The sequence below is a fragment of the Geotalea uraniireducens Rf4 genome (assembly GCF_000016745.1).
GTDB classification, from domain to species: domain Bacteria; phylum Desulfobacterota; class Desulfuromonadia; order Geobacterales; family Geobacteraceae; genus Geotalea; species Geotalea uraniireducens.
Map to the genome: position 1 here is coordinate 2,986,155 of NC_009483.1, position 25,623 is coordinate 3,011,777.

At 50.5% G+C, this 25,623-nt stretch carries 19 protein-coding genes; 2 read left to right on the forward strand and 17 right to left on the reverse strand.

Annotated elements, in window-relative coordinates; genetic code table 11:
• Positions 1-3 precede the first annotated feature (3 nt).
• From GURA_RS13145 to GURA_RS13220, 17 genes are all read right to left on the reverse strand, one after another.
• Positions 4-1,269: an outer membrane beta-barrel protein gene (locus tag GURA_RS13145; protein ID WP_011939437.1), complete on the reverse strand. Its 1,266-nt coding sequence runs from the start codon at positions 1,267-1,269 to the stop codon at positions 4-6.
• 22 nt (positions 1,270-1,291) lie between these two features.
• Positions 1,292-1,909, reverse strand: a complete 618-nt coding sequence (locus tag GURA_RS13150) for a polysaccharide biosynthesis/export family protein (protein ID WP_011939438.1) — start codon at positions 1,907-1,909, stop codon at positions 1,292-1,294.
• 270 nt (positions 1,910-2,179) lie between these two features.
• Positions 2,180-4,369, reverse strand: coding sequence for a tetratricopeptide repeat protein (locus tag GURA_RS13155; RefSeq protein WP_011939439.1), 2,190 nt, complete (start codon positions 4,367-4,369; stop codon positions 2,180-2,182).
• Positions 4,370-4,476: 107 nt separating this feature from the next.
• Positions 4,477-6,105: an MraY family glycosyltransferase gene (locus tag GURA_RS13160; RefSeq protein ID WP_011939440.1), complete on the reverse strand. Its 1,629-nt coding sequence runs from the start codon at positions 6,103-6,105 to the stop codon at positions 4,477-4,479.
• On the reverse strand, positions 6,102-7,664 hold the full coding sequence (locus tag GURA_RS13165) for an exosortase C-terminal domain/associated protein EpsI (RefSeq protein WP_011939441.1): 1,563 nt from the start codon (positions 7,662-7,664) through the stop codon (positions 6,102-6,104). Before GURA_RS13165 ends, GURA_RS13160 begins: the two co-directional genes overlap by 4 nt.
• Complete coding sequence (locus tag GURA_RS13170; RefSeq protein WP_011939442.1) at positions 7,664-8,620, reverse strand: radical SAM protein; 957 nt, start codon at positions 8,618-8,620, stop codon at positions 7,664-7,666. Before GURA_RS13170 ends, GURA_RS13165 begins: the two co-directional genes overlap by 1 nt.
• Positions 8,621-8,645: 25 nt before the next feature.
• Complete coding sequence (locus GURA_RS13175) at positions 8,646-9,809, reverse strand: glycosyltransferase family 4 protein (RefSeq protein WP_011939443.1); 1,164 nt, start codon at positions 9,807-9,809, stop codon at positions 8,646-8,648.
• Positions 9,810-10,169: 360 nt separating this feature from the next.
• Complete coding sequence (locus GURA_RS13180; protein ID WP_011939444.1) at positions 10,170-11,450, reverse strand: glycosyltransferase family 4 protein; 1,281 nt, start codon at positions 11,448-11,450, stop codon at positions 10,170-10,172.
• A gap of 152 nt (positions 11,451-11,602) precedes the next feature.
• Positions 11,603-14,473, reverse strand: coding sequence for a glycoside hydrolase (locus tag GURA_RS13185; RefSeq protein ID WP_011939445.1), 2,871 nt, complete (start codon positions 14,471-14,473; stop codon positions 11,603-11,605).
• 1 nt (position 14,474) lies between these two features.
• Positions 14,475-15,596, reverse strand: coding sequence for a glycosyltransferase (locus GURA_RS22890; protein WP_011939446.1), 1,122 nt, complete (start codon positions 15,594-15,596; stop codon positions 14,475-14,477).
• Complete coding sequence (locus GURA_RS13195; RefSeq protein WP_011939447.1) at positions 15,593-16,252, reverse strand: class I SAM-dependent methyltransferase; 660 nt, start codon at positions 16,250-16,252, stop codon at positions 15,593-15,595. The genes GURA_RS22890 and GURA_RS13195 overlap by 4 nt, the downstream gene beginning before the upstream one ends.
• Positions 16,249-17,250, reverse strand: a complete 1,002-nt coding sequence (locus GURA_RS13200) for a glycosyltransferase family 2 protein (RefSeq protein WP_011939448.1) — start codon at positions 17,248-17,250, stop codon at positions 16,249-16,251. The genes GURA_RS13195 and GURA_RS13200 overlap by 4 nt, the downstream gene beginning before the upstream one ends.
• Positions 17,237-18,514 (reverse strand): O-antigen ligase family protein, encoded by a 1,278-nt coding sequence (locus tag GURA_RS13205; RefSeq protein WP_041245450.1) that lies wholly within the window; start codon positions 18,512-18,514, stop codon positions 17,237-17,239. The genes GURA_RS13200 and GURA_RS13205 overlap by 14 nt, the downstream gene beginning before the upstream one ends.
• Before the next feature lie 27 nt (positions 18,515-18,541).
• Complete coding sequence (locus GURA_RS23535) at positions 18,542-19,762, reverse strand: MATE family efflux transporter (RefSeq protein ID WP_198134471.1); 1,221 nt, start codon at positions 19,760-19,762, stop codon at positions 18,542-18,544.
• 187 nt (positions 19,763-19,949) lie between these two features.
• Positions 19,950-20,621 carry an acyltransferase gene (locus GURA_RS13210; RefSeq protein ID WP_011939451.1) on the reverse strand — a complete coding sequence of 224 codons (672 nt, stop codon included), beginning with the start codon at positions 20,619-20,621 and terminating at the stop codon, positions 19,950-19,952.
• Between the two features lie 16 nt (positions 20,622-20,637).
• Complete coding sequence (locus GURA_RS13215; RefSeq protein WP_157046204.1) at positions 20,638-21,240, reverse strand: YdcF family protein; 603 nt, start codon at positions 21,238-21,240, stop codon at positions 20,638-20,640.
• 319 nt (positions 21,241-21,559) lie between these two features.
• Positions 21,560-22,567 carry an NAD-dependent epimerase gene (locus tag GURA_RS13220; protein WP_041245451.1) on the reverse strand — a complete coding sequence of 336 codons (1,008 nt, stop codon included), beginning with the start codon at positions 22,565-22,567 and terminating at the stop codon, positions 21,560-21,562.
• 369 nt (positions 22,568-22,936) lie between these two features.
• Between GURA_RS13220 and GURA_RS22895 the strand changes: the two genes are divergently transcribed.
• Positions 22,937-25,117, forward strand: coding sequence for an IPTL-CTERM sorting domain-containing protein (locus GURA_RS22895; protein WP_011939454.1), 2,181 nt, complete (start codon positions 22,937-22,939; stop codon positions 25,115-25,117).
• 121 nt (positions 25,118-25,238) lie between these two features.
• The gene (locus tag GURA_RS13230) at positions 25,239-25,622 is read left to right on the forward strand and encodes a hypothetical protein (protein WP_011939455.1); all 384 of its coding nucleotides are present in this window, start codon (positions 25,239-25,241) and stop codon (positions 25,620-25,622) included.
• The last annotated feature ends 1 nt before the right edge of the window (position 25,623 follow it).

A 25,623-nucleotide genomic window follows, 5' to 3' on the forward strand; every position in this document is an offset into this window, starting at 1 on the left:
ATTCTATTGCTCAAAAAACGGATAGCGAAAATTCAGGGTCAGCATGATCGAATTACGATTCACCCGAACATCGCCGGACGTCTGACGTGAATTGATCCCGACAAAATGGTAATTACCGCTAAGATCCACGTCCTTCGTGAATTCATAGCGAAAGCCGGGACTAATGTCGATGGTCTTCTCGTCAATCGTTTGATTCGAAAACTGCCGCTGATCGGACTGATTCAAATAGGCGCCGGCGTTTAGCGTTCCCCACATGCCGTAGCTGAAACGGCGCGCCATATTGAACGTCACTGCCGTGCGTTCGGCGGTACCGGAGCGGCCGGAGGCGGAAGTCACGTCCCGGTAGAAGGTAAGTCTTCCCTTTGTCAACTCGCCGTGATAGGCGAGCGCAAGCTGGCCGATCCACCCCGCGTTCGTGTCCACTGTTCGCAAGGTAATGTTCCTGAAGGTCGGGAAAAAATCAACCTGGGTGGTGGATTCGATCATCGATTGGGTAATTCGCCCGCCAAGTGATGCAGAGACCGTCCAGAGCTCGTTCAACTCTCCCTGTAATCCGGCCGACACTGTATAATTATCAACCTGGGAGCTGGTGAAGAGGTAACGGGTAAAACCTGCCGTCAGTTGACCCTTGATATTCGGCACCAGATAGGCAAGGTCATGGTCAAGCCCAAGGGTTACCGCGTGGGATGTGATATCTATTAAGCTCGGGTCAAGGTAATGGTCTTTACCGTAGTTGTAGGAAAAGGACGCGCCGGTTGTCTCGGTGAGCATGTGGCTGCCGGCCAGCGAGTATGCTGTGCGGTCACGCCTCACGGTATTGAACGTTTCCAGGATCGCCAGTCCGCTCATGCCGATATCCCGGTCAGCACGGGATTCCTGGACTAGTTCGGCACTCGCCTCCATGCTTGTACGGGGGTGCAACTGGTAGTGCAGTCGCCCCTTGTACCCCCGATCGAGAGAGTCGAGTCGACTATTCGCCGCATAATGGATGCTGTCAAGACGCGCCAGCAGATTGAGGTTCAGCCGCTCCGTTCGCTCCATCAGTTCCAACCCCGGCGAAATGGTGGTAATAAAAGTGCTGCGCTTGTCTCTGCTCGCATAGAACACGTTGTCGTTATATTCTTCCTTCAGCGCGGCAGAAGGCGTGACGGTAAAATCATCTCCCCATGAAAACCCATGCAGCAACATTACGATACATGCAGTATGTAAAAGGCAGAGGAACAACCGACCGCGATCGATGCCGGAGGTGGTGCAACAGGGAACTTTCATGGCAATCTCTCAGCTGACCCGGTCAAGGAACGACAATGACATCGCCCCGATTAAGCCTGATATTCTCCTCCGGACGGTCCCCCTCGACAACATCGTTGTAACGAAACGGTATGATCTTTGTTTTATCCCCTTCCTGGCGGAAAATCTTGACCTTGTTCTTGCCGGCGAACGGATTGAAGCCGCCCGCCATGGCCAGAGCCTGCATAACTGTGATATTCGAATTATAGGTAAAGCGTCCGGGACTGTTAACGCGGCCGAGCACATATACCACCAGGCTGTTCAGCTGCTTCACTTCAACCGAAAGGACCAGGTCCTGAACATAGCGTTTGAGCTTTTCCTCAGCCTCCACTTTCAGTTCGGCCAACGTCTTGCCGGCCGCCTTCATCTCACCGATCAGGGGAAACGAGATCGTCCCGTCCGGGAGCACGACAACCGTCCTGGTCAGGGCGTCATCTTTCCAGACCGAGATGTCCAGAACATCCCCCGGTCCGATAATGTAATCCGGATAGACAAACATCGGCCGCAGTTCGGCCTGCTCCTGGGAAGCTCCGGGCTGAGCCTCTTCGGCAGCCGCTACGCAGGGAACGGTGAATGCTGAGAGCATTGTGATATAGAGGAGTGCTTTTTGTATTGGCGTCATTTGGTCGTTCCCGGCTAATTAATTGATTTGTATTTCATCTTAGTGCTTGCAGCGTTTTAGACAGCTGTCGTGAACCGGCTCGGCATTAACGTTATTGCTCCGATGGCTAAACATGTAAAACACTGGGGTATGGCAGGTGCTGCCCTGCCAGATTGGGCGAGGCAAGCCTCGCCCCTACCATTGATATGTTTAACCACCGAAACAATAAAATACGCGGCTTCGGTTACAATTCATCAACAGCTGTATGAATTATTGGTTAAGATCGACGCATTACCTGACCAGCGCCAAAGTTTTCACTGCCTCGTCCCGGCCCGGAAACCATTCCTTACCTGCCAGCGCCCTGTCCAGGGACTCCTTTGCCAGGTCGCGTTTGCCTGATTTTTGGGATACCATCCCCAGATGATAATTCATCACCGGATTGTCTTTCCCCTTGGCCAGGGCTTTGCGGAGATGTTCCTCAGCTTTCCGGTTATCCCCTTTCCTGTAGTATATCCAGCCGAGGGTATCCAGCACCGTCGCATCATCCGGGCGTATCGCCTGAGCCTTTTGCGCCAGACTGAGCGCCCTGTCCAGGTCCTTTGGCGTGCCGTATTCGCAGAGGAGGAATGACAGATCATTGGCGGCCGTCCATAGGTCCGGCTTCAACTCCAACGCCTTGCTGTATGCCTGATCGGCCTTCGGCAGATTTTTCTGCGCACCGTAGAGTTGTCCCAGCAAGGTATAGGCAACAGCATCTTTCGGATTCGAGCGTATCCGGGCATCGAGCAGCGCAACGGCCGCGTCCCCTTTGTTCAGGCGCAGATAGGCTTGCATCAGGGAAGAGAGGAAACTGGTTGCCCGGGGGTTGATCTGCAAGGCCTTTTCCAGCTCTGCTGCCCCCCTCGCCCATTTCCCTTCCAGCATGTAAAGTTCACCCAGCTTCACATAGGCAAGGGGTATCTGGGGAACTTTGCGCTTGAGGTCGGCATATTCCGATTCGGCTCGCCCGAAATCACGAGCTGCCACAAATACGTCGCCGAGGTCGCTTCTGGCTTCCATGTCGCCGGGGTATTTCCGGACAAGCTTGCGCAGTTGCTCCTCCGCCTTCCTGAAATCCTTTTGCATGGCGTAACTGCGGGCCATGGCGCGCTGCACATCGCTTGATTCCGGATCGACCTTCAACGCATTCTGCAGGGTGTCGTTCATCAAGTTCATCTCCCGGTTCAGGGCATGGGCCTCCGCCAGGCGCAGGTATCCCTGAATGGACTGGGGCTGCTCTGCGACAACGGTGCGAAATTCCGCAACGGCATTAACCCCGTCATTCTTCAAAAGGGCAATGCTCCCTTTGAGGAAATGCCCGTCCACGTTCTTCGGACTGGCCTTAATCACCTCATCGACATATTTCCCGGCTTCAACCAGATCCTGACCGGCCAGGTATATCTTGGCCAGGGCGTTTTTTGCCTGGATAACCTCCGGATTTTTAGCATCCTTTTCCAGGGTCAGACACTCCTTCAAACAGACAATGGCCTGGTCCGCCCTGTCGCTGCCCGCATAAAGATCACTCAGCGCAAAGCGGAGTTTGAAGCTTTTTCCGATCTGCGCAACGCCGTCTTTCAGCAGACGCTCGGCATCATCGGGAAGGTTTCTGCCCAGATAGAATGCAGCCACCTGCAACCGCCGCTCCTCATCCTTCGGCTCACCGGCTACAAGACTTTTCAGCAGCGACTCCCCCTTCTCCCGATTACCGGAAGCCCAGTAGAGACCTGCCAGGTTCAGGCTGTGGCTGATATTTTTCGGCTCAAGGACGATAACCTTCCGGAGCAGGGTTTCCGCCTCGCCGGACCGCTTCGTCCCGGCATACAGCTCGGCGAGGGCAAGATTCAACTCAACAGATGCGCCGTTGGCTTCCAGCCCTTTCCGCAGTGCCGTTTCAGTTCCGGACATATCCCCTTTCAATCGGGCAATTGAGGCAAGCAGTAAAAATGCGTCGGGCTTGCGCACCCCCCCGCCGATAACCTCCTCCAGGTAGAGCCGGGCTTTGTCCAGTTCCTTCCCGGCTACCAGCGCAGCCCCCTTCAATAGTTGACCATCCTCGTGGCGGGGATTTTCCTTTAGTATCAACTCCGCCTTTTCCATCGCCTTGTCCGCCTCCCTGACCGCCAGGAACAGTTTTCCCATCTGGTACTGGGCGTCCAGATTATGGGGATTGAGCTCGATGGCCTTGTTGAAACCGCCATAAGCACCCTTAAGGTTGTTCCGCTTCAGTTCAACCAAACCAAGCATGTAGTAGGCATCCGCAAATTTCGGGTCAATCTGGACGGCATTGCGGAATTCAAGATTGGCCTTCACATAGTCGCCCTTTTCATAAAGAGCCTTCCCCTTATCGAAGAATTTCTTCTTTTTTTCTTCCGGACCGCTGCAGGCAAAAAGCTGCGTGAGCAGCAGCAACAAGCAGAGCACTTTAACCGAACGAAGCTTCATAATTCTTTCCTCCTGATTTGGGTAAATCCCCGTACGACTGAATTGAACCGACAGAAGCGCCGTTTTGGCCTGACGGGATTGAACATAATTACTTATCGCCGAGTACCTTATCCGACCGCAAGCACGACCAATGAAAGCACCGTGACCAGAGCAACTTTGTCGACCCTCCAGCGCAACTCCGCCAGCAGCACCTCATAGCTGAAATAAAGCATGATGATCTTGGCCGCCACCAGCCCGAGATGATAGTTTTGGAAGTGCTGGTCCGGCAGATTAGGCACGAGCACCGCAATGAAGAGGATAAGGAAATCCAACGGGGTATTCTTGAACCCTTCCCGGCGGCGCGTGAACTTGGAGACGATTATGATCAGCAGGGCAAAGACGGCAAACGATGCGTTATACAGGCGAAGCGCACTCCCATCCAGCCATTGCGGCAGCGACCTGTCACTCAGAAAAACCGAAAACGGGATCAGGAGATAGAGGGTAAACCTGAGCAGACTGGCCATCAGCTCCTTATTTATGCTTCTGGCCAGCAGGATGACGACGGCAAAAATCAGTGCAGCTCTGGAGATGTATGTGGGCACCTCCCGGGGCAACATGCAGGTAAAAAGCAGCAGCAGCGGTACGCCGAACTCGAAGATACGGAATGCATACCGGATGATGACCCCATCATCCCGCAGCTTGCGCAGGCGACCGACGATTACGATATCGAACAGATCGTAGCGCTTGATGCGCCAGCCGGTTTTACCGGCATGATGAAAGGCGGCAAGGATGCCCAGGGAAAAGAGCAGGTAACCGCAGAGCAGCAGCCAGTCCGGATAGAAACGAAAATAATAGGCAGAAACCACCAGGATGACCTGGAAGAGATAGATGACCAGCACGGCTTCAGGATGGCGCAGCCCCAAGGCCATCAGGTTGTGGTGGAAATGATTTTTGTCGGGCGCAAAGGGGGAGCGCCTCTGGACCATCCGGGTCAGCATCACCGTCAGGGTATCGAGCACCGGAAACCCGAGGATTATCAGCGGCAGCAGCGGACTGAGGGGGGTATTTCCCTGGGTCAGGGAGAGCGCCAGCACAATTGCCGAATAGCCGAGAAACTGGCTGCCGGCGTCTCCCATGAAAATTGAGGCCGGGTGGGTATTGAAACGGAGAAAGCCGAAAATCACCCCCGCCAGGGAGAGGGCGATCAGACCGATCTGGCCATTGCCTACCAGGTAGGCGAGGTAACTGATGCAGCAAAAACTGAGCAGGCAGATGCCGCCGGCCAGACCGTCCAGTCCGTCGGAAAGGTTGATGGCGTTGGTGACCCCAACGATGGCAATGACCGTCAAAGGAACGGCCAGCCAGCCGGGAAGAAGGAGGTTGTCCGAGAACAACATCCCCAGGCTGCTGATGGTAACCCCGCCCCAGAATACGGCAATGAGCGCCGCAATGAACTGCCCCGCAAACTTGATGCGTGGGGAAAGCTCTCGAAAGTCATCGATCAGGCCAAATACTACCAGCACCCCGGCGCCGAACAGATATGCCTGGACAAAGCTACCGGCGCGGTTCCAGTACAGGATCGGCGCGAACGCGCCCAAGGCCATGGCAACACCGCCGATGCGCGGAACCGGGATAGTGTGGACCTTCCGTTCATTGGGAATGTCCACCACATTGGCGCTGATGGCCAGCCTGCTGAAGACCGGTATCAGCGCAATGGTGATGAGAACCGACATTAGCAGGGTTGAGAGAAAGATCATATACTGCTCTTGACCACGAATAGTTGCACTGTTGAAGCCAGGTCACGGACAACCTGATCCATGCGTTTTTCTCCGTTTTCAATGGATTCCTGTGGAAGCAGCGTAGTTATGGGACGAATGAAGAGGTCATGGGTATTGTCACGTTGAATGGCATGCAGGGCCAAATGAAAGCGGTTGATGTTTTTGTCGTGTGTCGCCCGATTCTTGGTCTGGAACCAGAAGTAGACCATCTGCCGTGTGCCCATGGATTCGATCAGCATTTCGCTGACGGTCAGGGTCCCCCAAAAAGGGACGCTGGTGATGGTTCGGGTTGTCGTCTTGAGTTGTTTCCAGCCGGAAGACGGCAGACAAACTGTCGGGCTATGGAAAAAATTCTCATTCTCCAAAAAAGCCGTACTCCGGTAACCAAGGTAAATGGATAGCGGTTCGTCTTTGCTGTTTTTATACTGACCGCTGAAAGATTCCTCTGCCCCGGACAGTGCAACAATAGTCGGGTCGATAAAATCCGCCCGGCCTTTCCAATCGGCAAAAACCAGCGGAAATGATGCTATGCCCCCTTTAAGCTTGACCGGCGGCAACGCATGGGTGCTCCAGCTCATCATCCCTACGACCAGCAGCAATCCTACAGCAGTGATGAATATGCGGTTACCGGAGTGATTTGGCGCTGGACGGCCTGCGCAGGATGCATCGGAGGTAATGCCTTTTTTCTTTCTCTCTTTTTTGGGCGGGAAAAAGGCAAGCATTCTGCCGAGCAGATAAAGTACGACAAACGAAACCATGAACAACACCCAGCCGGTGAAATCATGGAAAAAACCTTCAGCCACCGAAGGGCCGAATCTGCTGGCAAGGATACCGGTAAGCCCGATCCTGAAAGCGTTTAACAACAATGCTATCGGCAAGGTGGCGACGATACAAACGATACGTTTCCAGGCGGCTTGCTCAAAAAAATAAGCGTACAGGACGCCGAGAGCTATGAGGGGAAACAGATAGCGCAACCCGTTACAAGCATCAACAACCTGCAGTTGGGTCACGCCAAGATCAATAATATTTCCGCTGACATGAACCGGGATGTTGAGCAGGCTGATCATCGCTCCGCCCAAAGTTGTGGATATGGACTTGAGGAACATCCCGAGTGTCCGTTCCAGGACAGCCGGAACGGGAACCATGAAAATCAGGAAACCGAGAGGGAACACTACTGCTTTCGTCAGTTCCAAACCGAAACAGAACGCAACAAACAGGATGATAAGCACCGGAATGAGCGGCATCGAAATATTGCCGCTCGACCCGAGTATCCCGTAGAGAGAGATGACAATGCATAATAGCAATACCGGTAGCACCAGCCAGGATCCTCTCAGCCCGGCCTGATTGATGGCCGTCCGTTTTTCCCACAAAAGATACGCAGCAAGCGGCGGGATCATCAGGCCATACGAATAATCGTCATTGTTCAGCCACGTGTGCACGATGCCATGCAAAGGGACCCAATATGCTGCAATAAAAAGTAAAGACAGGACGGTTATCTTGAAACGGTTGTCGGAAAGGAGCCTGGTAAACATTTCCATCACGCGACATCCTTCTTCTGCCCCAACTTGTTTCTTGCGATCCACGCCAGCGGCTTCCATAGCTGGCGCCGGATGAGATGGTTGACACTGCCGATCATCCAGCAGTTGCACCGGCAGTCATCGACACGTTTCCGCGCTTCCCGCGCTTCGGAACCGTTCCAGATTTTCTCAAAGGATTTTTCCCTGATATTGCCGAAGGGAAAGTCCATGACATTGCAGGGTCTCACGTCGCCATAAGGATCGATAAAAAACGAATCGGTCGCCATGGTGCACTTGTGCGCCCGCTGGTATCCATGCATGTGATCCGCAATCCCCTTGGTGAAATACGCTCGAAACCAGTTCTTCGGCTGGGACGACGCCAGGTAGGTTTTTATCAACTTGTTCAACTCGCTGTCCACATACGCCTTATCATTAATAACGTTATCATCCTTGTGAAAATAATAGGCGTTATGGAGAATTGCGGTCGCCAGTTCCACATCGTTCTTTTCGGCCAGCTTGAAAAGCGGCACCAAGTCACGGGCATTCTGATCGGATACCGTCACGGCAATGCCCAGATCCTTGATCCCCAGTCCTTTTAAACCTTTAAGCGTCTCCAGCGCTTTCTCATGGATGTTTTTCACCCCTCGGATGGCATTATGGGTTTCACCGACACCATCAAAGCTGAGCCGGATTCCCACATCGCGGTGGCGGCTCATCACTTCCAGGGTTTTTTGGGTGAGCATGCCGTTACTGCTGATAACTACCCGCTTGGCTTTCTTTTTTACCACATCGAGAATATCGCTCAGGTCTTCCTTGATAAACGGTTCGCCGCCGGTGATGTTCAAGCGCACCATCTGCGGCAGGGATTGCAGGTCCGCTGCGCGAATCTCCTTTTCCCTGTCGCTCGGGTGTTGCCATGTGTAGCACATGGTGCAGCGGCAATTGCACCGATAGGTTACTGCGATAATTCCATCCATGAATGTCTCCAGCTGTTTGTGGCTGTCAGGTCAGTATTTCGCCGGCCGATTTCCTGTATTTTCCGGGAGGGGTGCAAACCTTGACCGAAGTATCCTGAACGAGAGAACGGTAGAGTTCCTCCATTTGATCAGTCACCCGGTCCCAGGAATAGGTGCGGTACACATGTTCCGCACCTGCCGCCTTTTTCGCCTCGACCTTTTCCGGGGAGGCCACAAGCTCGGCAAGACGCTGACGCAGATCAAAGACGTCACGGTTGCGAAAGGTATAGCCATGAGCCTCCAGCGCCTCCAGGTTTTCGGGGATATCGCTTGCCAGGCAGCAGTTGCCGTAGTTCATCGCCTCCAGAAGCGCGACCGGGAGCCCCTCTATTGTCGAAGGGAGGCAAAACAGATAGGCATTGCTGAAAAGCTCCGTCAAAGGTTCACCGTTAACAAAGCCGGTGAAAATGATGCGCGGATCATCGCCGGCCAGCTCATTGAGGAGGGTTTTATATTTTTCGGCATGGGCCGCATCACCGGCAATGACAAGCTGCATGTCCGTATTCAGCTTCCGAAATGCCTGAATCAGAAAATGAGTCCCCTTTTCCTCCACCAGTCGGGCGGCAAACAGGATATATCGGCCGGGAATGATCCCTTGCTGCAGCAGCCAGCATGGTTCACGCTTCTCCACCGGTGATACCCCATTGGGGATATAGGTAACGTCCCGGCCGAACTTTTCCTTAAAATACTGTTTCTGCACCAGAGAAACCGAGGTGGCCCTGCTGGGGAATGCCACAACGCTCAACTCGGCAAGCTTGAGAAACGCCTTGCCGATTATCCCCCATTTATCCCGTTTCCATTCAAGGCCATGGGTCTGCACGACGGTGGGAATGCCTAACAGGCGGGGGAACAAGGAAAAGATGGACGGGCCGACAGCATGGACATGGACCAGATCGACGGATTCACGGAACATCACGTCGAGAGTCGCCATGAAACAGATTGAAAGCTTATGCAACGCCTTGGTGTTGATGGAAGGAACCGTTTTGATCCGCATTCCGTTATACAAACAATCAGTTGTCCCATAGTCGCGGCTGGCATAGACGATTACTTCATGGCCCCGCTCGACCAGCCGGGAGCCGATTTCTTCCGTTACCTTCTCGATGCCGCCGCCGATGGGAATACCTTTCACTGCAACATAGGCTATACGCATGGCTTATCCCCTCTGTTCCAGACAGATTTATGCTGTAATCATAGAGAACAAGTTTGTAGACCGTGTTACATGCAAGTGAATATTTGGCGGAGATACATTAGGGCGGACTATGCTTATTCTTGATATGAGAGGGGAAGACTTTGGGGATGGGTTACTGCAACAGGGTAATGCCGAGCAGGGCTAACTTGGTCCCTAAGCCGGACAAGCCGGAACCAAAATATTTTATTTCACGCGACGACGCAACGTTAAAACCATGAACTAATAATTTGTTTAAAAGCATTTCGGGGGCTGCGGGTAAAGGTCCACGATCATGAATGCAATTCACTGGCGTAAACATCAATCAAGCCGCTGTAGTGCCACTCAGGGCTGAATTCCCGTTCTATTTTTTCCCTTGCCGAGACAGCTCTTGAACAACTCTCCCAGGGCGGCAATATGGACAGAAGCGGCATGGTGCTCCAGAACATGGGTCCTTGCACGTCGCCCCATTTCGCTGGCCAGGCGGGGATTTTCCAGGAGACGGTCGATCTTGTCGGCAAGTTCCGGAGAATTACCAGGCTTGTAATGATAGCCTGTCACCCCCTCGATAACGGTTTCCATCAGGCTCCCCAGGCACGGCACGATTGCGGCGCGGCCGCGGGCCATCCCCTCAAGCAGGACGTTCGGCTGGTTCTCATACCAGACAGACGGCACCACAAACAGTAAATTTTGACTGTACAGGCGCGCCAGGCTCTCCTGGTCCTGGAAGCCGAGGAATTTGATGCGGTCTTTCGAGGCGGCAGGGACGGAGGCAATCAGGCTTCGTGCATAGTCAGAGTTGGCATCTCCGGCAATGGATAAAACCGCATCCCTGTTCCTGAGTCGTGCGAATGCTTCCAGCAGCACTTCAATCCCCTTTTCCGGGCTCAGTCGCCCCGCATACAAAATCCCGTTCGGATTTTTTGCCGGGTACGACTCGCCATCACCAGTTTCGACAAACGTCGGGATGTGCACGATTTTATCCGGGGCGAACCCGCCCTGGATCATCTTTTCCCTGGTGAACGCCGAAGGAGTTACAAAATAATGCACATGGTCATAGATGCGTCTGTAGCGTGAGAGCCACATCCCGGCGACCTTGACGAGGGCCGCAGCCAGAGAGTGCTGGTAACCGCCGCATTTATGGCACAACGCCATGATCAGGCCATTTTCAAGGCACTCTTCACAGATTTTGCCATCGCGGAAAAGAAGATAATTCGCGCAGACCTTGTGGAAATCGGACATCCGCCAGATGATCGGCACATCGTGTCTGCGGCAGGCATCAATAATGCTGTCAGAGAAATAGACTGCGTTCAAAAAAAGGGCCGCATCGGGGCGTGTGTCCCGGATCAGGTCTTCAAGCTTCCTCTTGGCCTCGAATGAATACAAAGATTTTCCTGCATATAAGAGCTTTTTGAGGACGCCGATCTGATGCTGGTCATAATAAACCATGTCTTTACCGACCGGAGGATTTACAAAATAGCGTTCATAGGGGCTCGACTGGTTCTTTGCAAACCTTACGCAGAACGGGATAAACTCGTGCTGCGGCATGTTTCTCAACAGGGAAAACATGTATTTTTCCGGTCCGCCGGTGACGAAATAATTTCGATTTACTGTGAGGATTTTCATGGCAAGTCCATCAAATCTGCTGTCGGGGTGTAAATTCCTTTAAAACTCGTGCAGGATTTCCCATAACGATCGTGTTCGGATGGATATCTTTGCCGACCACCGAACCTGCTGAAACAATGGCGTTGTCTCCGATAGATTACGCAATGATCCAGTCATTGCAGCAATGTCACTCCCAGTAGTGCCAAATGCAATTTAGGCTGCTTTTCAGTCGCACGAAGTCGAATGCTTGTGATTTTTTCATCAGGGTATGGATTCCGCCAGATAAAGACCTGCATATTCAATGGGAGACCAATACCGGATACTCCACGCCAGCCCGGAACTGAATCCAGTAGGACATCTGGTGACCTGGTAAAGGTCCAGCTGTTGTCCCGGAGACCTTCACTTGAGCGCACATCTGTGATATTCACGTTTTCCGTCAAGCTTACAGTTTCCTGGCGGCCGCTTTGAAATTCTATGACATATTCCCCAAGCTTGCGCGGATTTACCTGCGGCTCTTCCAGAAAAGCGGTATGCAAAAACGCTATCTGCTGAGCCAATTGATCTTTAACCACAATCCGGCTTGTCCGGTTTTCGTTTACTAAACCATTGCCTCCACCCATAACAGCGACACAATTGTACCTGCGTCCTTCTTCGGCAGGCAGAAGAGAAAAAGTTACACCACCCCTGATCTGATTTCCCGGCCGTAAATCCCGCAGGTCCAGTTGAGGCCCTACCCCAAAGATACCCTTACCGGATCCTGCGGATACATCCCATGTTGACCTGTTGCAGTTTGGCTGCAGATCAACTGGAACTTGCCTCAACATGCTCATCGGGAGTGGGTCTTTCCCCCTCAGGTTAGCCGCCATCACGGCAACATCATCCTGACTTATGTCACAATTATTTGTCCAACCACAGAGTGGAGCATACAGTGTTGTAGCTGAGGACGATAGAGTCCGCCAAAACCCCCAGTCCGTGCCGATCATCCCCTGCCCCTGATACTCCTTTACGCTTTTCGCGAGAGCCTTTGTCGCCCGGGGGAAATGCCAGGGACTGCCATATACCTGGAAGCCGTGTTTGCGGAAATAGTCGATGCTGCGGTATCCGGGCATCTCTCCGTAATGCCAGTCCAGGATCTTCACATCCTTGGGAATGTGGTCGATTGCCAGGTGGGTCGCGCCTGAATTGTAGACAGGATTGTTGCTATTGGCGTCACCGACTTCGCCAGACCATCTGCTGTCGTCCAGCAGCATGTCTCCCCACATCGCAGTGCCTACGCCCCGGGAAGCAAGCCAATCGTGGAGCTTCCTTATATCCGCCGCAAAAAGCTTACCTGTCTTTTCAGGTTCTTTTCCGGCATAGAGGGAAAGACCTTTAACCTCATCATGGCCAATTAACATTACCGTTGGTTTGATTGAAGCAATTATGCGTTCATACAGAGAAAACAGAAAGTTATAGGAACGCTCTTCCAGAGGATTATAGATGTTTGCCGATTGCAGCATGGGAAGTTGGGGAAAAGCTGACGCATCGAATTTTGCCACCATGCCTGCCCAAACTTCCATGCCCAAGCTTCTCGCATAATCGGCGACCTCGGCAATCTGTTCCGGTGTCCAATCGTTACGACCTTTACCGGTGTTCCACTTCACAACATGCTGTGGATAAAAGTGAAAGATCAGCAGATTGGCCCTCGCATGTGAAAACGCAAGCACATAGCGTTTAAACAGGTTAATATCATTTCGCTGCGGAGACAGCATTTCCACACATATTCCTCGTGTCCGCAGGTCCGGCCAATCTCGCACCGTACCACAGGGTATACCCCATCCCCCCTTGTCCTGCCGGATCCTGCCGAGCAATGCATACGTCCCGTACAAACAGCCCCTAGCATCGGCCCCCCTCACCACAACCCGGTCCGGATTGATGATCAGTTCAAACCCTTCCTGAGGAAGAGAGTGAGACAGCGTATTCGCCTTTGACAAATTCTCAATATATATACCTCTCCCAGACTGGCCCCTGTCCAATGGTCTTGCATAAATGGGAAGCCTGGTAATGCTCTTGATTTCAGAAACCAACATCTGTTGAGCTGGATCATTTACCGGAGCAAAAATGAACTCTCCAGGCGTAAGCAGATAGCAGCCTTCGGCAGTTTTATATTCCTTCGGCGTTACAGAAAGAAACCGCTGTAAGTTGTCGGGGGTCTGTGCCACGAGAGCATCCGGCACATGGGGCGCATTTGCGCTGGACCTCGCCACAGATGGAGGGAGGAAACGGATGGAATACCCGAATTGATACTCCTTGCCCGGAGTCAGGCCTTTTTTCCCCCCATAAAAATGAAAACTCTTTTTTGAATCCCATGGGATATTCCTAAAATCGGCGATATTGATGGAATTGCCTCCGGCAAGGTCCTTGATGCGTATATCGCAAACCTTGCCCTTGACAAGAATTTCACTTTTATCGTTATACAGGAAACGGTTTTGCACAGGACGCGGCTCCAGAGGCAAAATCCCGGAGTTCCCGGATATACCGGGAACAGCCTGCACCTTAGCTCCCTTGAAAACATCACCTGATAGCTTGCATATCTCAAATTCAATTCCGGGTTTTTCAACTCCCACAGGCATCTGGAGCTTAAACTCGACGAGCAACTCATCCTCAGCGGCCCGTTTATAGGTAATCCTGTAGGAAACGCCCGTTGCCGCGTCCCGGGAGGAAATTGTGTATTTTTTGCCCGAATCCCTGGTCAGGTGGCCCGGCAGCGTGCCGGTCCGCCATGGGCCGTTCAACAGCCTTTTTCTGCTGCCATTTCCATACGTTTCATATATTTCAAAAAAACCCAAAATACTGGGCATAACCGGCAGTGTAGCATAGGAAGCCCTGGCTCTTTTTATTTCGTCGACATGAAGCTTGAAAGGCTGAGTTATCGCACCAGGCAGGCGTTCCTGGGCATGACCGACTCTCGCATTCAACGTAAAAGCGAATAATGACAAAGCGCAGCAGAATGCCACGTACAATAAATTCTGCATACCTGCTGAACGTGTCTTCCGGGTCTTCATATCAGGCTGCCGTTTTTAGCCGTGCTGTTATCAAGTCTGTATAAAGCTGAGATACCTGTCGGAAGGCTGTCTGAATACTGAACTCCTCTGCCCGCCTGCGGCAGGCAACAGCCATGGTAGACCGCTTGCCACTGTCACGGAGAAGAGCTAGAGCTGCCGCTGCCAGCCCTTCCACGTCTCCTGGTCCAAGCAAAACCCCGCATCGTTCATCGATGACCTCGGGAATGCCGTCAACGCCGAATGCAAGAACCGGCACTCCACTGGCCATGGCCTCCACCAGGGCAATGCCGAAGGATTCCCGGTTGGATGTAAGGGCAAAAAGATCAAATGCAGTCAAAAGCTCCGGCACATCATTTCTCATCCCCAGCAACGAGACTGCCCCGCCCAGGCCCAAGTCGGCAATCAAGGCTGTAAGTTCAGCCCTGCAAGGACCATCGCCCGCTATTACGAAGTGCACATCCTGCAGTTGATTGCGAATAAGAGCCGCCGCCCGGACAAAACCATCCATCCCCTTTTCGTTAACGAGCCTGCCAACCGTACCAACGACAAGAGAATTCCCCGGTATCCCCAACTCCAGCTTTTTACGATGGGGATCTCTCTCCTGTTCAAAAAGAGACAAATCCACGCCGTTCGGAATGGTTCTGATCGCATCGTTATTAATGCACAAAGTATTGATGAGAGCTCGTCGGGTTGCTTCCGATACGGCGATATAGGCATCAGCCAGATGAACAAACCGGCGGATGATAATGTTATAAAGTCTCTTGACCAAGCCATTGCTGGAAAAAATACATCCGTGCTCGTGCTCGAGGATTATGGATTGTTTCCGCTTCATCAACGCTACAAGAAAACCTATTGAAAATGCATGAACATGAATTATGTCGGGATGATGGCAGGAAAGTTGCCGAGATAAATTGATGGCGCCTGATATGTCCCACCCGTTCCGCACGCCGCAGAGCTGTGTTTTAATACCGAGCTTTTCGGCCTCAGCCTTGATTGGGCCTCCTTTGAATAGAAACCATATCTCAACATCATTGCCTGCATTTTTCTGATAGGTTGCCAACTGCAAGGCGATTTTTTCTGCTCCGCCGATCACCCCGGCAGAGACCAGATGAACTATTTTCATGGCCTGCCCTTTGTGCGTGGCATCGCAACGCAGGCAAATTGGTAGTATTGTGTATCGGACAAAAAACCAAAAGTTGCCGCGTTAAGCAGCTTGAATTTCCAGGACAGGGCCGGATTGATCCCCTTAATGCAGATCAAGTCGTACTCCAGCGATTCGAACATATCAATCAAGCTATTTTGCGTGAAGAACCGCAGGTGCGTTCTGTCCAGAATCCCCGCATCCTCATACTTCCACTCCCCCTGGAAAAGGAACCGTTTCAGTGTGTAAAAATAGCGAATGTTCGGTATGGAACAGACAACTACACCATGCTCGGAAAGTTTGGTTTTTACATCAAAAAGAATAGTGAACGGGTCGACAAAATGTTCCAGCACGTCATTGAATATCATGCAATCAAAATAGCCGTCAGGGAGCTCACTGATCAGTTGCCCAAAATCGCCCGACAGTACCTTGTCTAAGCGTTGCCCTGCAATATGAGCAGCCGCATTGTCAAGTTCCGCCCCCCAAACTTCGGCATTCCTGCTCTGCTTCACCTGACAACCGAACGTGCCCTCGCCGCACCCCACGTCAAGGACTCGTTGAGCGTCAGCCGGAATAAAATCCAACATTTCCTGCCGGTCATGCGTAAAATACGTCTCCGGCTTTCTTGAACGGTTCATGGATATTTGCACCCCGACGCCGGAAACTTATCTGCTCTGGTCTCATGATTCTCGGTCTCCTCCTTGCTGGAGAGGCTGACTGACGACAAAAGTTGTCGGAACATGTCGATTTTCCCGGCGACCTTGATATTTCGAAAAAACAGCTGGATTATTGATAGTATCGTCAGATTGAAACGCCAGATCATTCTGCAGGCTGTGACAAAAACAGCTGAAAATCTCTCACCTTTTGTCTTCGCAAAATAGTATCTGGCAGCCATGAAGCTGCGCAATGTCGCCTTTTGCGGATTACTGCTCTTGCCGTGATAATGAATGACTTGAAAATACGGGAAGTAGACCACTCTGTAATTAGTGTTATTCATAGTCCTGTAACAATACTCACTATCTTCGTAATACATAAAAAACTGTTCATCAAATCCACCAATGAGATTTATCAGTTTGCCGTTGATAAAAAGACAGCAACCGGAAACACAATCGGTGTCGGCAATATGCCCGTAGTCGATACCCCGGTACTTCAATCGGGATATAGCGGGGATGAATATCCGGATAATGTCGAAGCTGAAGTAATACCATTCCTGAAACAACGTTGGGAAACGCCATGCCGAATACTGAAGCGAACCGTCTCCGAATACTATTCTGCATCCCAGGAGCCCGATATCCGCTTTGGCATCCATATATTCAATCACCTGCCGCGGGCATTCCGGCATTACTGTGTCACTGTTCAGGAGAAGGATATACCGCCCCGTTGCTTCCAACAGGGCCAGGTTATTAGCCTTTGCAAAACCCGTATTAGTCACATTCTCAATCAACTTCACCTCCGGGAAATCCCTCTTCACCATTTCCGGGCTCCCGTCATGAGAGGCATTATCGACCACGAACACTTCGGAGGATATGCCTTTAACGCTGTCCAACACTGAACGCAGGCAATTCCTCAGCAGCCCCATGGTATTGAAACTGACTATTATGACCGACAGATCCAAAACCGCTTCAGTATGAGGCATGTAACTGTTCCTCCTGCAACGCGGCATCAACGGTCAACCTGTGAATGATTTCCAGTATGGCGATATTGATCGCAACAGTAACGATCATTGTTGCCAGGATAAAATGAGGCAAAGTAATGAATGAGATCAGCATGAAAATGAAATGGGACATCAAGCCTAAGACAATGGCCTTTAATTCATCATCATGAATCCGCCGGTAAACGAAAGCAACTTTCTTGAAATAAGTCAGACTTAACCAGATCAGCCAAGCAATGCCTAGCAGACCGTACTGGGAAAACATTATGACATAGCCCAAATCTGTTCTTAGAATCGGATATTTGAGCTTCCTGGCTATCTCACTTAAGGGGCTGATTATTCCAGTGCCGGTAATAGGATGCTGCATGGCATAATTCCAATAAGCCTTTGCTGTTTCGTACCTTATGCCTACATTTCCTTTTCTGCTTAAGGTTTCCGTTATGCTTGATTCGATCAGTCTGGTAACAAAATTTTCGTGTTTTTGCTGGGTAACCAGACCTGTCATCTGCAAGGCGCCAACTCCCATCGCGAAGCACCACACGGTGATTACAAGCCAGCGAAATTTGCCGGTCACGGTCATTGAAATCATCATCGCAAGCGGAAAACTCAACAAATATCCGCGGGTCTGACTGAGGAAGAATTGAGTAGTGAAAATGATTCCTGACATCAGGCAGAGCAACCTGCAAGGAACCCCGGATTGTATGAATCTGGCAATGGTAATAAAATATGCAAGCATTACCAGATCAAGGCCGGGATTAATCAGACGATAAAAACCAAATCTCTGTTTGAACATAGCTGAATTATCAACGTGAAATATGGACGCGCTTGGCATTGCATACTGCAAAAAAGTAACTGCTACTAGCAACAAACATAAAACGGTAAGCCATCTCAAAAACTTCATAAGTTTTTCTTTGTTATCCAAAGTAAATATGACAACAAAGAAAATTAAATAGTATAAATTGCTGCGAATTGCCCGCAATCCTTCTGTAATCGGCTGCTGGTAATAGCTGTTACTGAAATAAACATTCAGAAAACTCAGCAGTATAAAGCTGAGAATAATCAAGGTAAACGAGGATTTTATAAACTTGATCTTTGCGGAATTTGCCACAACGACAAAAAGTGTGGTACCTGCCATCAGCAATATCCCAATATCACTGATGCGGATTACATTTGGCAATACTATAAGCTGCTGAGGTAATAGCCAGAAGAACTCTCTAAGTAAGAATATTATTAAAAATGTGATTAACATGGGTATCATCTCGTCAGATATAGATTATCATTCTATTATTGGAGTTTGATTGATCTGTTTATTTATTTTGTGATTTGATTTGACTGTAGCCCATATTAAAAATATCGTACCGGCGGTTAATCCTAATGTATTAGATAAAGCAATTCCGTTTAATGTTATTTCAGTTGTTTTTGTAAGGGTGATTATCATTGAGATGCTGATAATGGGTGATATGCAGTGGTATATTACAACAGGGTTAATACTTCCTCTTCCAATTAAATTATAGTATGGCACAAGAGTAACTATACACGCTAGAGTTCCACCTAACATGATTCTGAAACATGTCACAATTTCGGCATTAAAGCTTTTTGATAGCCATAATCTAAATATCAACTCAGCAAATACATATACTAGTGCACATGTTATAGTTCCACCCAATATAGTTAGTTTATAAGCCTTAGCATTTATACTATTGATCTTATTATCATTAGATTTATCTGAAATACCGCTGAGCCTGCTTATTTCAGGTGTCAATGCGCGTAATCCCATCGAATATACTGTCATTAGCTGTGAGCTGGCCCTGTATGCAACTTCATATAGCGGGACTATTGATACTCCTAATTGTCTTGATACTATTATTTTTGATAATGGGAAAAATAACAGTGACGCTACTGAACTCACAAATATTGAGCCACTATATTTCAATAACTTTCTAAAGTGAAAGTATGATATGTTGCTCATTGATAATATCTTCAACGTTACCAATGTTTTAATTTTATATATGTTAGTTATTGATATTATAATATATGCAGCTGTATGAGCTATTAGCATGCTCATTATCTCAGAAACATTAAGCATTAATAGTGGTATTGCAATCACTAATGGAATTGCTTGTATCAGAGTCTGTGAATAGTTTGCAATATCTATTCGTCCTAAACCGGAAAGTGTTGCATTAATTACCTCATATGCAAAAATATACATACTCAATATTGCGATATATGGCAGGTATCTCATACCAAGTATTGCATTGGAGCCAGACAGACCTATCAATCTAACAATTTCAGTATCGAAACATAAGGAAATGCCAAGAAATAACGAACCTAGAACAAATAGTGCCGATAACGATGTTGCGACATATTTTTCAATATCAGCAATATTATTTTTCCCATATTCTTCAGCAACCAGCTTAACTACTCCAACTGTAACTCCGGTCAGACCTAATTGTGCAAATGACAACACCGTAGTCAAAATCAACCATACACCATACATTTCATAACTCATGAAACAAAGAAATATCGGGTATTTGATGATACTCAACACAAAGCTTATTGATGCAGATATCATCCCAGAAAACAAGTTGAGTCTTAATTGAGACCCTAATATTTTGGACAATATATTCTTTAGCATATTATCAATCTTATTTTTTTCTAATTGCCGCAAAGATGGTTATTTGAGATTATCTCTTCCAAATGACATTATTTTTTATTGGTAGAAGCGGTATTTTCTCTCCAATAATTGAATTGTGGTCATCTATAGTACCGAAAACCTTGGTTCCTGCTGCTATTATCACACCATGTGCTATATTTGACCCTTTGAGGACTAAAGATCGACAACCTATCCAAACGTTGTCTCCGACAGTAATTTCACGAGGGGCATTAATAAGTTTATTATCCATATCGTATATTTCGTGTAAATCGGTATCCATAACAAGAACTTCCCAAGACAGCATAACATTATCCCCAAAGGTTATACGTTTATGAACAACAATTGAACTCTCAGCAGATATCGTAAACATATCACCGAGAATCAATTCTCCATGGACTGAAATTTTACTGCCATGACCGATAATTGCCCGTCCTTTAAAACTAACTTTTCCTGATACATGCCATATCGAGCGTGAGGAATTAGAATCAAATATTGCAACCTCGCCAAATCCTATTTTTACTATACCAGTTTTTTCTTCTGCTAATTCAATCGTTCCTTTCAATGTCTTCAGCCACACACGATGAGATATAAATACTGGCAGCTTGATTGCGGTCATAAATGGAAAGTATCTGACATTGAATAGTATGGTTTTAGGTAATCCTAATAGGTATAACCAATAAGTTTTTATGTTTTCAATACTCACTTGCTACCCTTATCAGTTAATGTTTGTATGTTACAAACCACATTATTTTAATAATTTCGCCAAATATCCACTCCATATTCCAACTTATCGCCCCTATAATATTGCAATGATGTTTTTCAAAACTTGTGGGAATATATGCTATTGTTTTCGGTACATCCTTAAAAACTGTTTCAGCAATTATTTTTATTCTTCTCATATGATATGGCGAACTGACAATGAGTGCTGACTTGAAGCCTAATTTCTCCATGATTCTGCGAGCTTCAAGCAGTTCAAAGTGAGTGTTTTCATAGTATGTTGGATAATTATGGTTCTTCCTTAGCAGATAGACGCTATTCCCGGGCAGGTAGTTATACTCAATGGGGAACATGATACCGTTACTGTCTAAATATGTTAGCCTATTATATGCAGGAATAATAAGGCATCGGGCATAGCCGTCAGTGAGTAGCTTGGCGGCTTCTTTTTGTCGCGCCATCCATTCATCCCCGACAAAAAGTACAATGACGTCCGATCTGACCGGCTCATCGGCATATCTCAGGTAGTATGACAGCAAAGCCATTCCTGACAGCATCAACCAAAATGTTACGATTACGTTGAGAGTCCATCTTTTCCTGATTTCCATGACCGCATCTAACCGTTGCAATTACGAGGCTCCCGACATTTGCTGCGCATCCGCACAGGGTCCACGCCTCCAGCCTCCCTTTCAGTTGATACGACTGTATATAAACTTGAGGTTTGTATCAGGAAAATAGCATAGAATTGTTACGGGCTGGAGGCGGAGCGATTACATTTAGGAAAAGAATTGTTGCAGGTGTGATTCGAGACAATACTGCCACCGCAGTATTGACCGGGTAGCTGCTCGCACTCTGCGGCATAGCACCTGTTATCGACGAAATTATCATAGTGCTCGCCGATTTCAGCGTTGTCCGGTACAGCCCATCTCAAAGCAAGTGGTATCCCTTGTACCAATCCACGAACTTACCGATTCCTTCCTTTATCGCAGTAACAGGCGCGAATCCTACGTCCGTAATAAGATCATCCACATCAGCATAGGTCGCCGGCACATCACCCGGTTGCATGGGGAGATAATTTTTGACCGCTTTTTGCCCCAGACATTCCTCAAGTACCTCGATGAACACGCCTAGCTCAACCGGACTATTGTTCCCTATGTTATAAATCAGGTATGGCGCCTGACTTGACGCCGGATCGGGAGAATCACCGCTCCAGGAGGGGTTGGGTGAAGGAAACCGGTCCAGCACCCGCACAACCCCTTCGACGATATCGTCGATATAGGTGAAATCTCTCAGCATATTGCCGTTGTTGAAAACATTGATCGCCTTACCGGCAATGATCTTCTGCGTAAAGCTGAAATAGGCCATGTCAGGTCGCCCCCAAGGACCATAGACCGTAAAAAACCTCAAACCCGTCGTGGGTATTCCATACAGATGACTATAGGTGTGTGCCATCAGTTCGTTGGCTTTTTTGGTGGCGGCATACAGCGAGACGGGATGATCCACATTATGATGCACCGAAAACGGCATGCGGGTATTGGCGCCATAAACGCTGGAGCTGCTCGCATAGACCAGATGCTCCACGGGATGATGCCGGCACCCTTCCAGCACGTTAAGAAACCCGACGATATTGCTGTCGATGTAGGCACGGGGATTCTGTAACGAATATCTGACGCCCGCCTGGGCAGCCAGATGAACGACGCGTCGAAACTTTTCTGCAGCAAACAGTTCCGCCAGTCGCGGAGCATCAGCGAGATCCATTTCAACAAAGCGCACGGAGCCGTACTGCTTCAGGTGTTCAAGTCGGGCTCGCTTCAGCCCGACATCGTAGTAGTCGTTAAGATTATCAATGCCGACAATCTCATCGCCACGCTCCAACAGGCGTAAGGCCACATGCATGCCGATGAAACCAGCAATTCCGGTAATAAGAATTTTCATACGCTTAATTCTCCACCATTCTTTATCGAGCTGCCCTCGTGCTTCCGCAGTTATGCGTGTTCCGTTCATAAGCACTTTATCCCGGCACGGTTACATTCCCGCGACGGTCCCGTAAATCTTCCATGACAAGCAACCTAAATTTAACAACCATTTAATATACAAAAAACCCTGCTGTAACATACCTATGGCAAAGTCTCCCCGACATGATAGACAGAACCGTCCTGCATAGGGTGCAGGATAGAGCCTTAAAATCAAGCAAGGAGATCTTCCCATGGACTCAAACAGCGAAAGCAACAAGCTTCACGAGCCACTATCGACATTCAATAGCGACGGTCAGTTTTTCAAGACCCTTGCGCACTGTTCCGTGCAATGAGACGCTATCGACGGGTTATTTTCGGCATATTCCTGACGCTGACCGTCGCATGTCCCGCCATGACGGTCTGCGCCGTCGCAGCCGACCTGAAAAAAGCGCCGCCCGGCATAGCAGAGCGCCTGGATCAAGGCGCCACCCAGAAACTGATCGTCCTGTTCGATGACAGCGCCATTGAGCGGGAAGTTGCTGCAAACCGAAGCCGGACAGGCATTGAACATGATGATGACGCCATTCTGGCATTCAGAGCTTCGCGTTACAGGGAGCTGAAAAGCCGGGCAGAGCCTGCGGAGCTGAGCGGCGAGGTCGAAACGGTCAAAGACTACAGTCATCTGCCGATGTCATTCAAGCGTTTCAAAAACCGCCGTTCGCTGGAGAAATTCCTGGCTCTCCCTGAGGTGACGGCGGTCTACGAGAACCGGCCGATTTACCCGACCCTCGCCCAGAGCCTGCCGTTAATCAAACAGCCGGCAACAGCCGGTCTGGGGCTGACCGGGAGCGGCGCCACAGTGGCGGTAATCGATACGGGCATCAACTATACCCTGGCCGCTTTCGGTTCCTGCACGGCGCCGGGGACCCCCGCCGGCTGCCGGATAGCCGCCTCGGTGGACATTACCGGCAACAACGTTACCCTGAACACCGACCCAAACGGCCATGGCACCAACGTGGCGGGGATTGTCTCAGGAGTGGCGCCGGGCGCCCGGATTGCCGCGATCAACGCCTTTACCGGCGGCGCGTCTTCCATCGCCTTGATCATTGACGGCATCAACTGGGCCATAGCCAACCGGAGCGCCTATAACATCGTCGCCATCAACATGAGTCTGGGGGACGGCGCCAAATATACGGCTCCCTGCGGCAACAGCCACACAAACCCCTTCGTCACCCCGGTGAATAACGCCCGGGCCGTCGGCATCCTTCCGGTGGCCGCGTCGGGCAACGAGGGGTACTCGAACGGCATTGCCAGTCCGGCCTGCACTCCGGGGGTCGCCTCTGTGGGGGCTGTCTACGACGCCAATGTCGGCGGGCGGCAGTGGTCAACATGTACCGACAGTACCACCGCAGCCGATCAGGTCGCCTGTTTCTCCAACAGCTCCAGCTTCGTGACCATGCTATCCCCCGGCGCGATCATCACCGCCGCCGGCATCGGCATGGGTGGTACATCACAGGCATCACCCCATGTGGCAGGGGCAGCCGCAGTATTCCGCTCGGCTTTTGCCGGCGAGACCCCGGATCAGACGCTCGCGCGCCTGACCGGCAGCGGTGTGCCCGTCACCGACCCGCGTAACGGCGTCGTCAAGCCGCGCCTCAACCTGCTGGCCGCCTTGGGAGCGCCCATCAACGACAACTTTTCCGCACGCCAGGCGCTCAGCGGCGACACCGGCCAGCTCACCGGCAACAACGCCAACGCCACCGTCGAGCCGGCCGAACCGGCCCACGCTGGCAACAGCGGCGGCAGATCGGTCTGGTGGAGTTGGACGCCTTCCGTTTCCGGTCCGGTTGCAATTGATACACAAGGAAGCAGCTTCGATACCCTGTTGGCGGTCTACACCGGTACGGGCGTTACCGCCCTCACCCCCATTGCAGCAAACGACAACGACGGCGCCCCGGGAAACACCAGCGGCCTCTCCTTTGTTGCCCAGGCGGGAATAGAGTACCTCATTGCCGTGGACGGCTTCAACGGAGCCTTCGGCAGCACGGTCCTCAACTGGGGGCAGGCCCCCAGCGCCGATCTGTTCGTTACCATGACCGGCTCACCCGACCCGCTGGCGCCGGGTGAGACCCTGACCTACTCCATCTCGGTGGCAAACAGGGGACCGGCAACCGCCGTCAACACGACCCTGACCGATACCCTGCCGACTGGGGTGAGCGTCGTCTCTACCTCTGCCGGCTGCACGACGGCAGGTGGGATCGTCACCTGCAACCTCGGCAGCATGGCAAGCGCCACCGCCGTCGGCCTCCAGATTGCCGTTTCGCCCGCCTCAGCCGGGACATTGACCAACACCGTGAACGTTGCTTCAGATACCTACGAGCTCGCCCCTGCCGACAATTCAGCCGGCATCGCCACAACGGTTTCGCTTCCGCCGCCGGCAGTTCCGGCGCTCTCCCCTTGGGGGATTGCGCTGGCCGCCTGCCTGCTCTCAGGCTGGCAGCAGCATCGAAAACGGCGCAAACCCAATTAGCATAATCGTATGACATGCTTCACACTGCTGTAACTTTCTAGGTTTAAATATAAAGTTAGAAATAGTGTGAATATGAAGGGTTTTCAGAATAGTTTTGTAAGTACGCAAGGAGATAGTAATTATGCGATATTCAGTTTTACTTGTTTTTCTTTTGCTATCCGCGGCGGCCTATGCCGATCAAAGCAGGATTACCGAGTATCCTGACCACATACTGGTGGAAATTACCGGTAGCGGCAGCACGACCCGGAAAAGCGGCGATGAACCGCAGAAGGCCGAGGCGCCTGCCGTCAAAAAGGAAATAGACACGGCGGAACGAACCGCGTTTCTTGCCGGGGAGATCGAACGGCTGAAGGCGGAGAAGGATGCAATTATGGCCGGAATGGGAGGGGAAAGCGCTGAAGAGCTTCGTCAGAAGCGGGTGCTGATGAACGAAAAAATCCAGACGATGAACAGGTATGCCAACGAATTGGGACAGTTGCGAGCCAAAGCGGCAGGGAGCCTGTAGA

Bases quoted from the DNA above. Each gene is read 5' to 3' on its own strand.
- GURA_RS13170 (WP_011939442.1), bottom strand. From the start codon at position 8,620: ATGGATGGAATTATCGCAGTAACCTATCGGTGCAATTGCCGCTGCACC.
- GURA_RS13180 (WP_011939444.1), bottom strand. From the start codon at position 11,450: ATGAAAATCCTCACAGTAAATCGAAATTATTTCGTCACCGGCGGACCG.
- GURA_RS22895 (WP_011939454.1), top strand. From the start codon at position 22,937: ATGAGACGCTATCGACGGGTTATTTTCGGCATATTCCTGACGCTGACC.
- GURA_RS13200 (WP_011939448.1), bottom strand. From the start codon at position 17,250: ATGCCTCATACTGAAGCGGTTTTGGATCTGTCGGTCATAATAGTCAGT.
- GURA_RS23535 (WP_198134471.1), bottom strand. From the start codon at position 19,762: ATGTATGGTGTATGGTTGATTTTGACTACGGTGTTGTCATTTGCACAA.
- GURA_RS13205 (WP_041245450.1), bottom strand. From the start codon at position 18,514: ATGTTAATCACATTTTTAATAATATTCTTACTTAGAGAGTTCTTCTGG.
- GURA_RS13145 (WP_011939437.1), bottom strand. From the start codon at position 1,269: ATGAAAGTTCCCTGTTGCACCACCTCCGGCATCGATCGCGGTCGGTTG.
- GURA_RS13195 (WP_011939447.1), bottom strand. From the start codon at position 16,252: ATGAACCGTTCAAGAAAGCCGGAGACGTATTTTACGCATGACCGGCAG.
- GURA_RS13175 (WP_011939443.1), bottom strand. From the start codon at position 9,809: ATGCGTATAGCCTATGTTGCAGTGAAAGGTATTCCCATCGGCGGCGGC.
- GURA_RS13155 (WP_011939439.1), bottom strand. From the start codon at position 4,369: ATGAAGCTTCGTTCGGTTAAAGTGCTCTGCTTGTTGCTGCTGCTCACG.
- GURA_RS13185 (WP_011939445.1), bottom strand. From the start codon at position 14,473: ATGAAGACCCGGAAGACACGTTCAGCAGGTATGCAGAATTTATTGTAC.
- GURA_RS22890 (WP_011939446.1), bottom strand. From the start codon at position 15,596: ATGAAAATAGTTCATCTGGTCTCTGCCGGGGTGATCGGCGGAGCAGAA.
- GURA_RS13165 (WP_011939441.1), bottom strand. From the start codon at position 7,664: ATGGAAATGTTTACCAGGCTCCTTTCCGACAACCGTTTCAAGATAACC.
- GURA_RS13230 (WP_011939455.1), top strand. From the start codon at position 25,239: ATGCGATATTCAGTTTTACTTGTTTTTCTTTTGCTATCCGCGGCGGCC.
- GURA_RS13220 (WP_041245451.1), bottom strand. From the start codon at position 22,567: ATGAAAATTCTTATTACCGGAATTGCTGGTTTCATCGGCATGCATGTG.
- GURA_RS13150 (WP_011939438.1), bottom strand. From the start codon at position 1,909: ATGACGCCAATACAAAAAGCACTCCTCTATATCACAATGCTCTCAGCA.
- GURA_RS13215 (WP_157046204.1), bottom strand. From the start codon at position 21,240: ATGGAAATCAGGAAAAGATGGACTCTCAACGTAATCGTAACATTTTGG.
- GURA_RS13160 (WP_011939440.1), bottom strand. From the start codon at position 6,105: ATGATCTTTCTCTCAACCCTGCTAATGTCGGTTCTCATCACCATTGCG.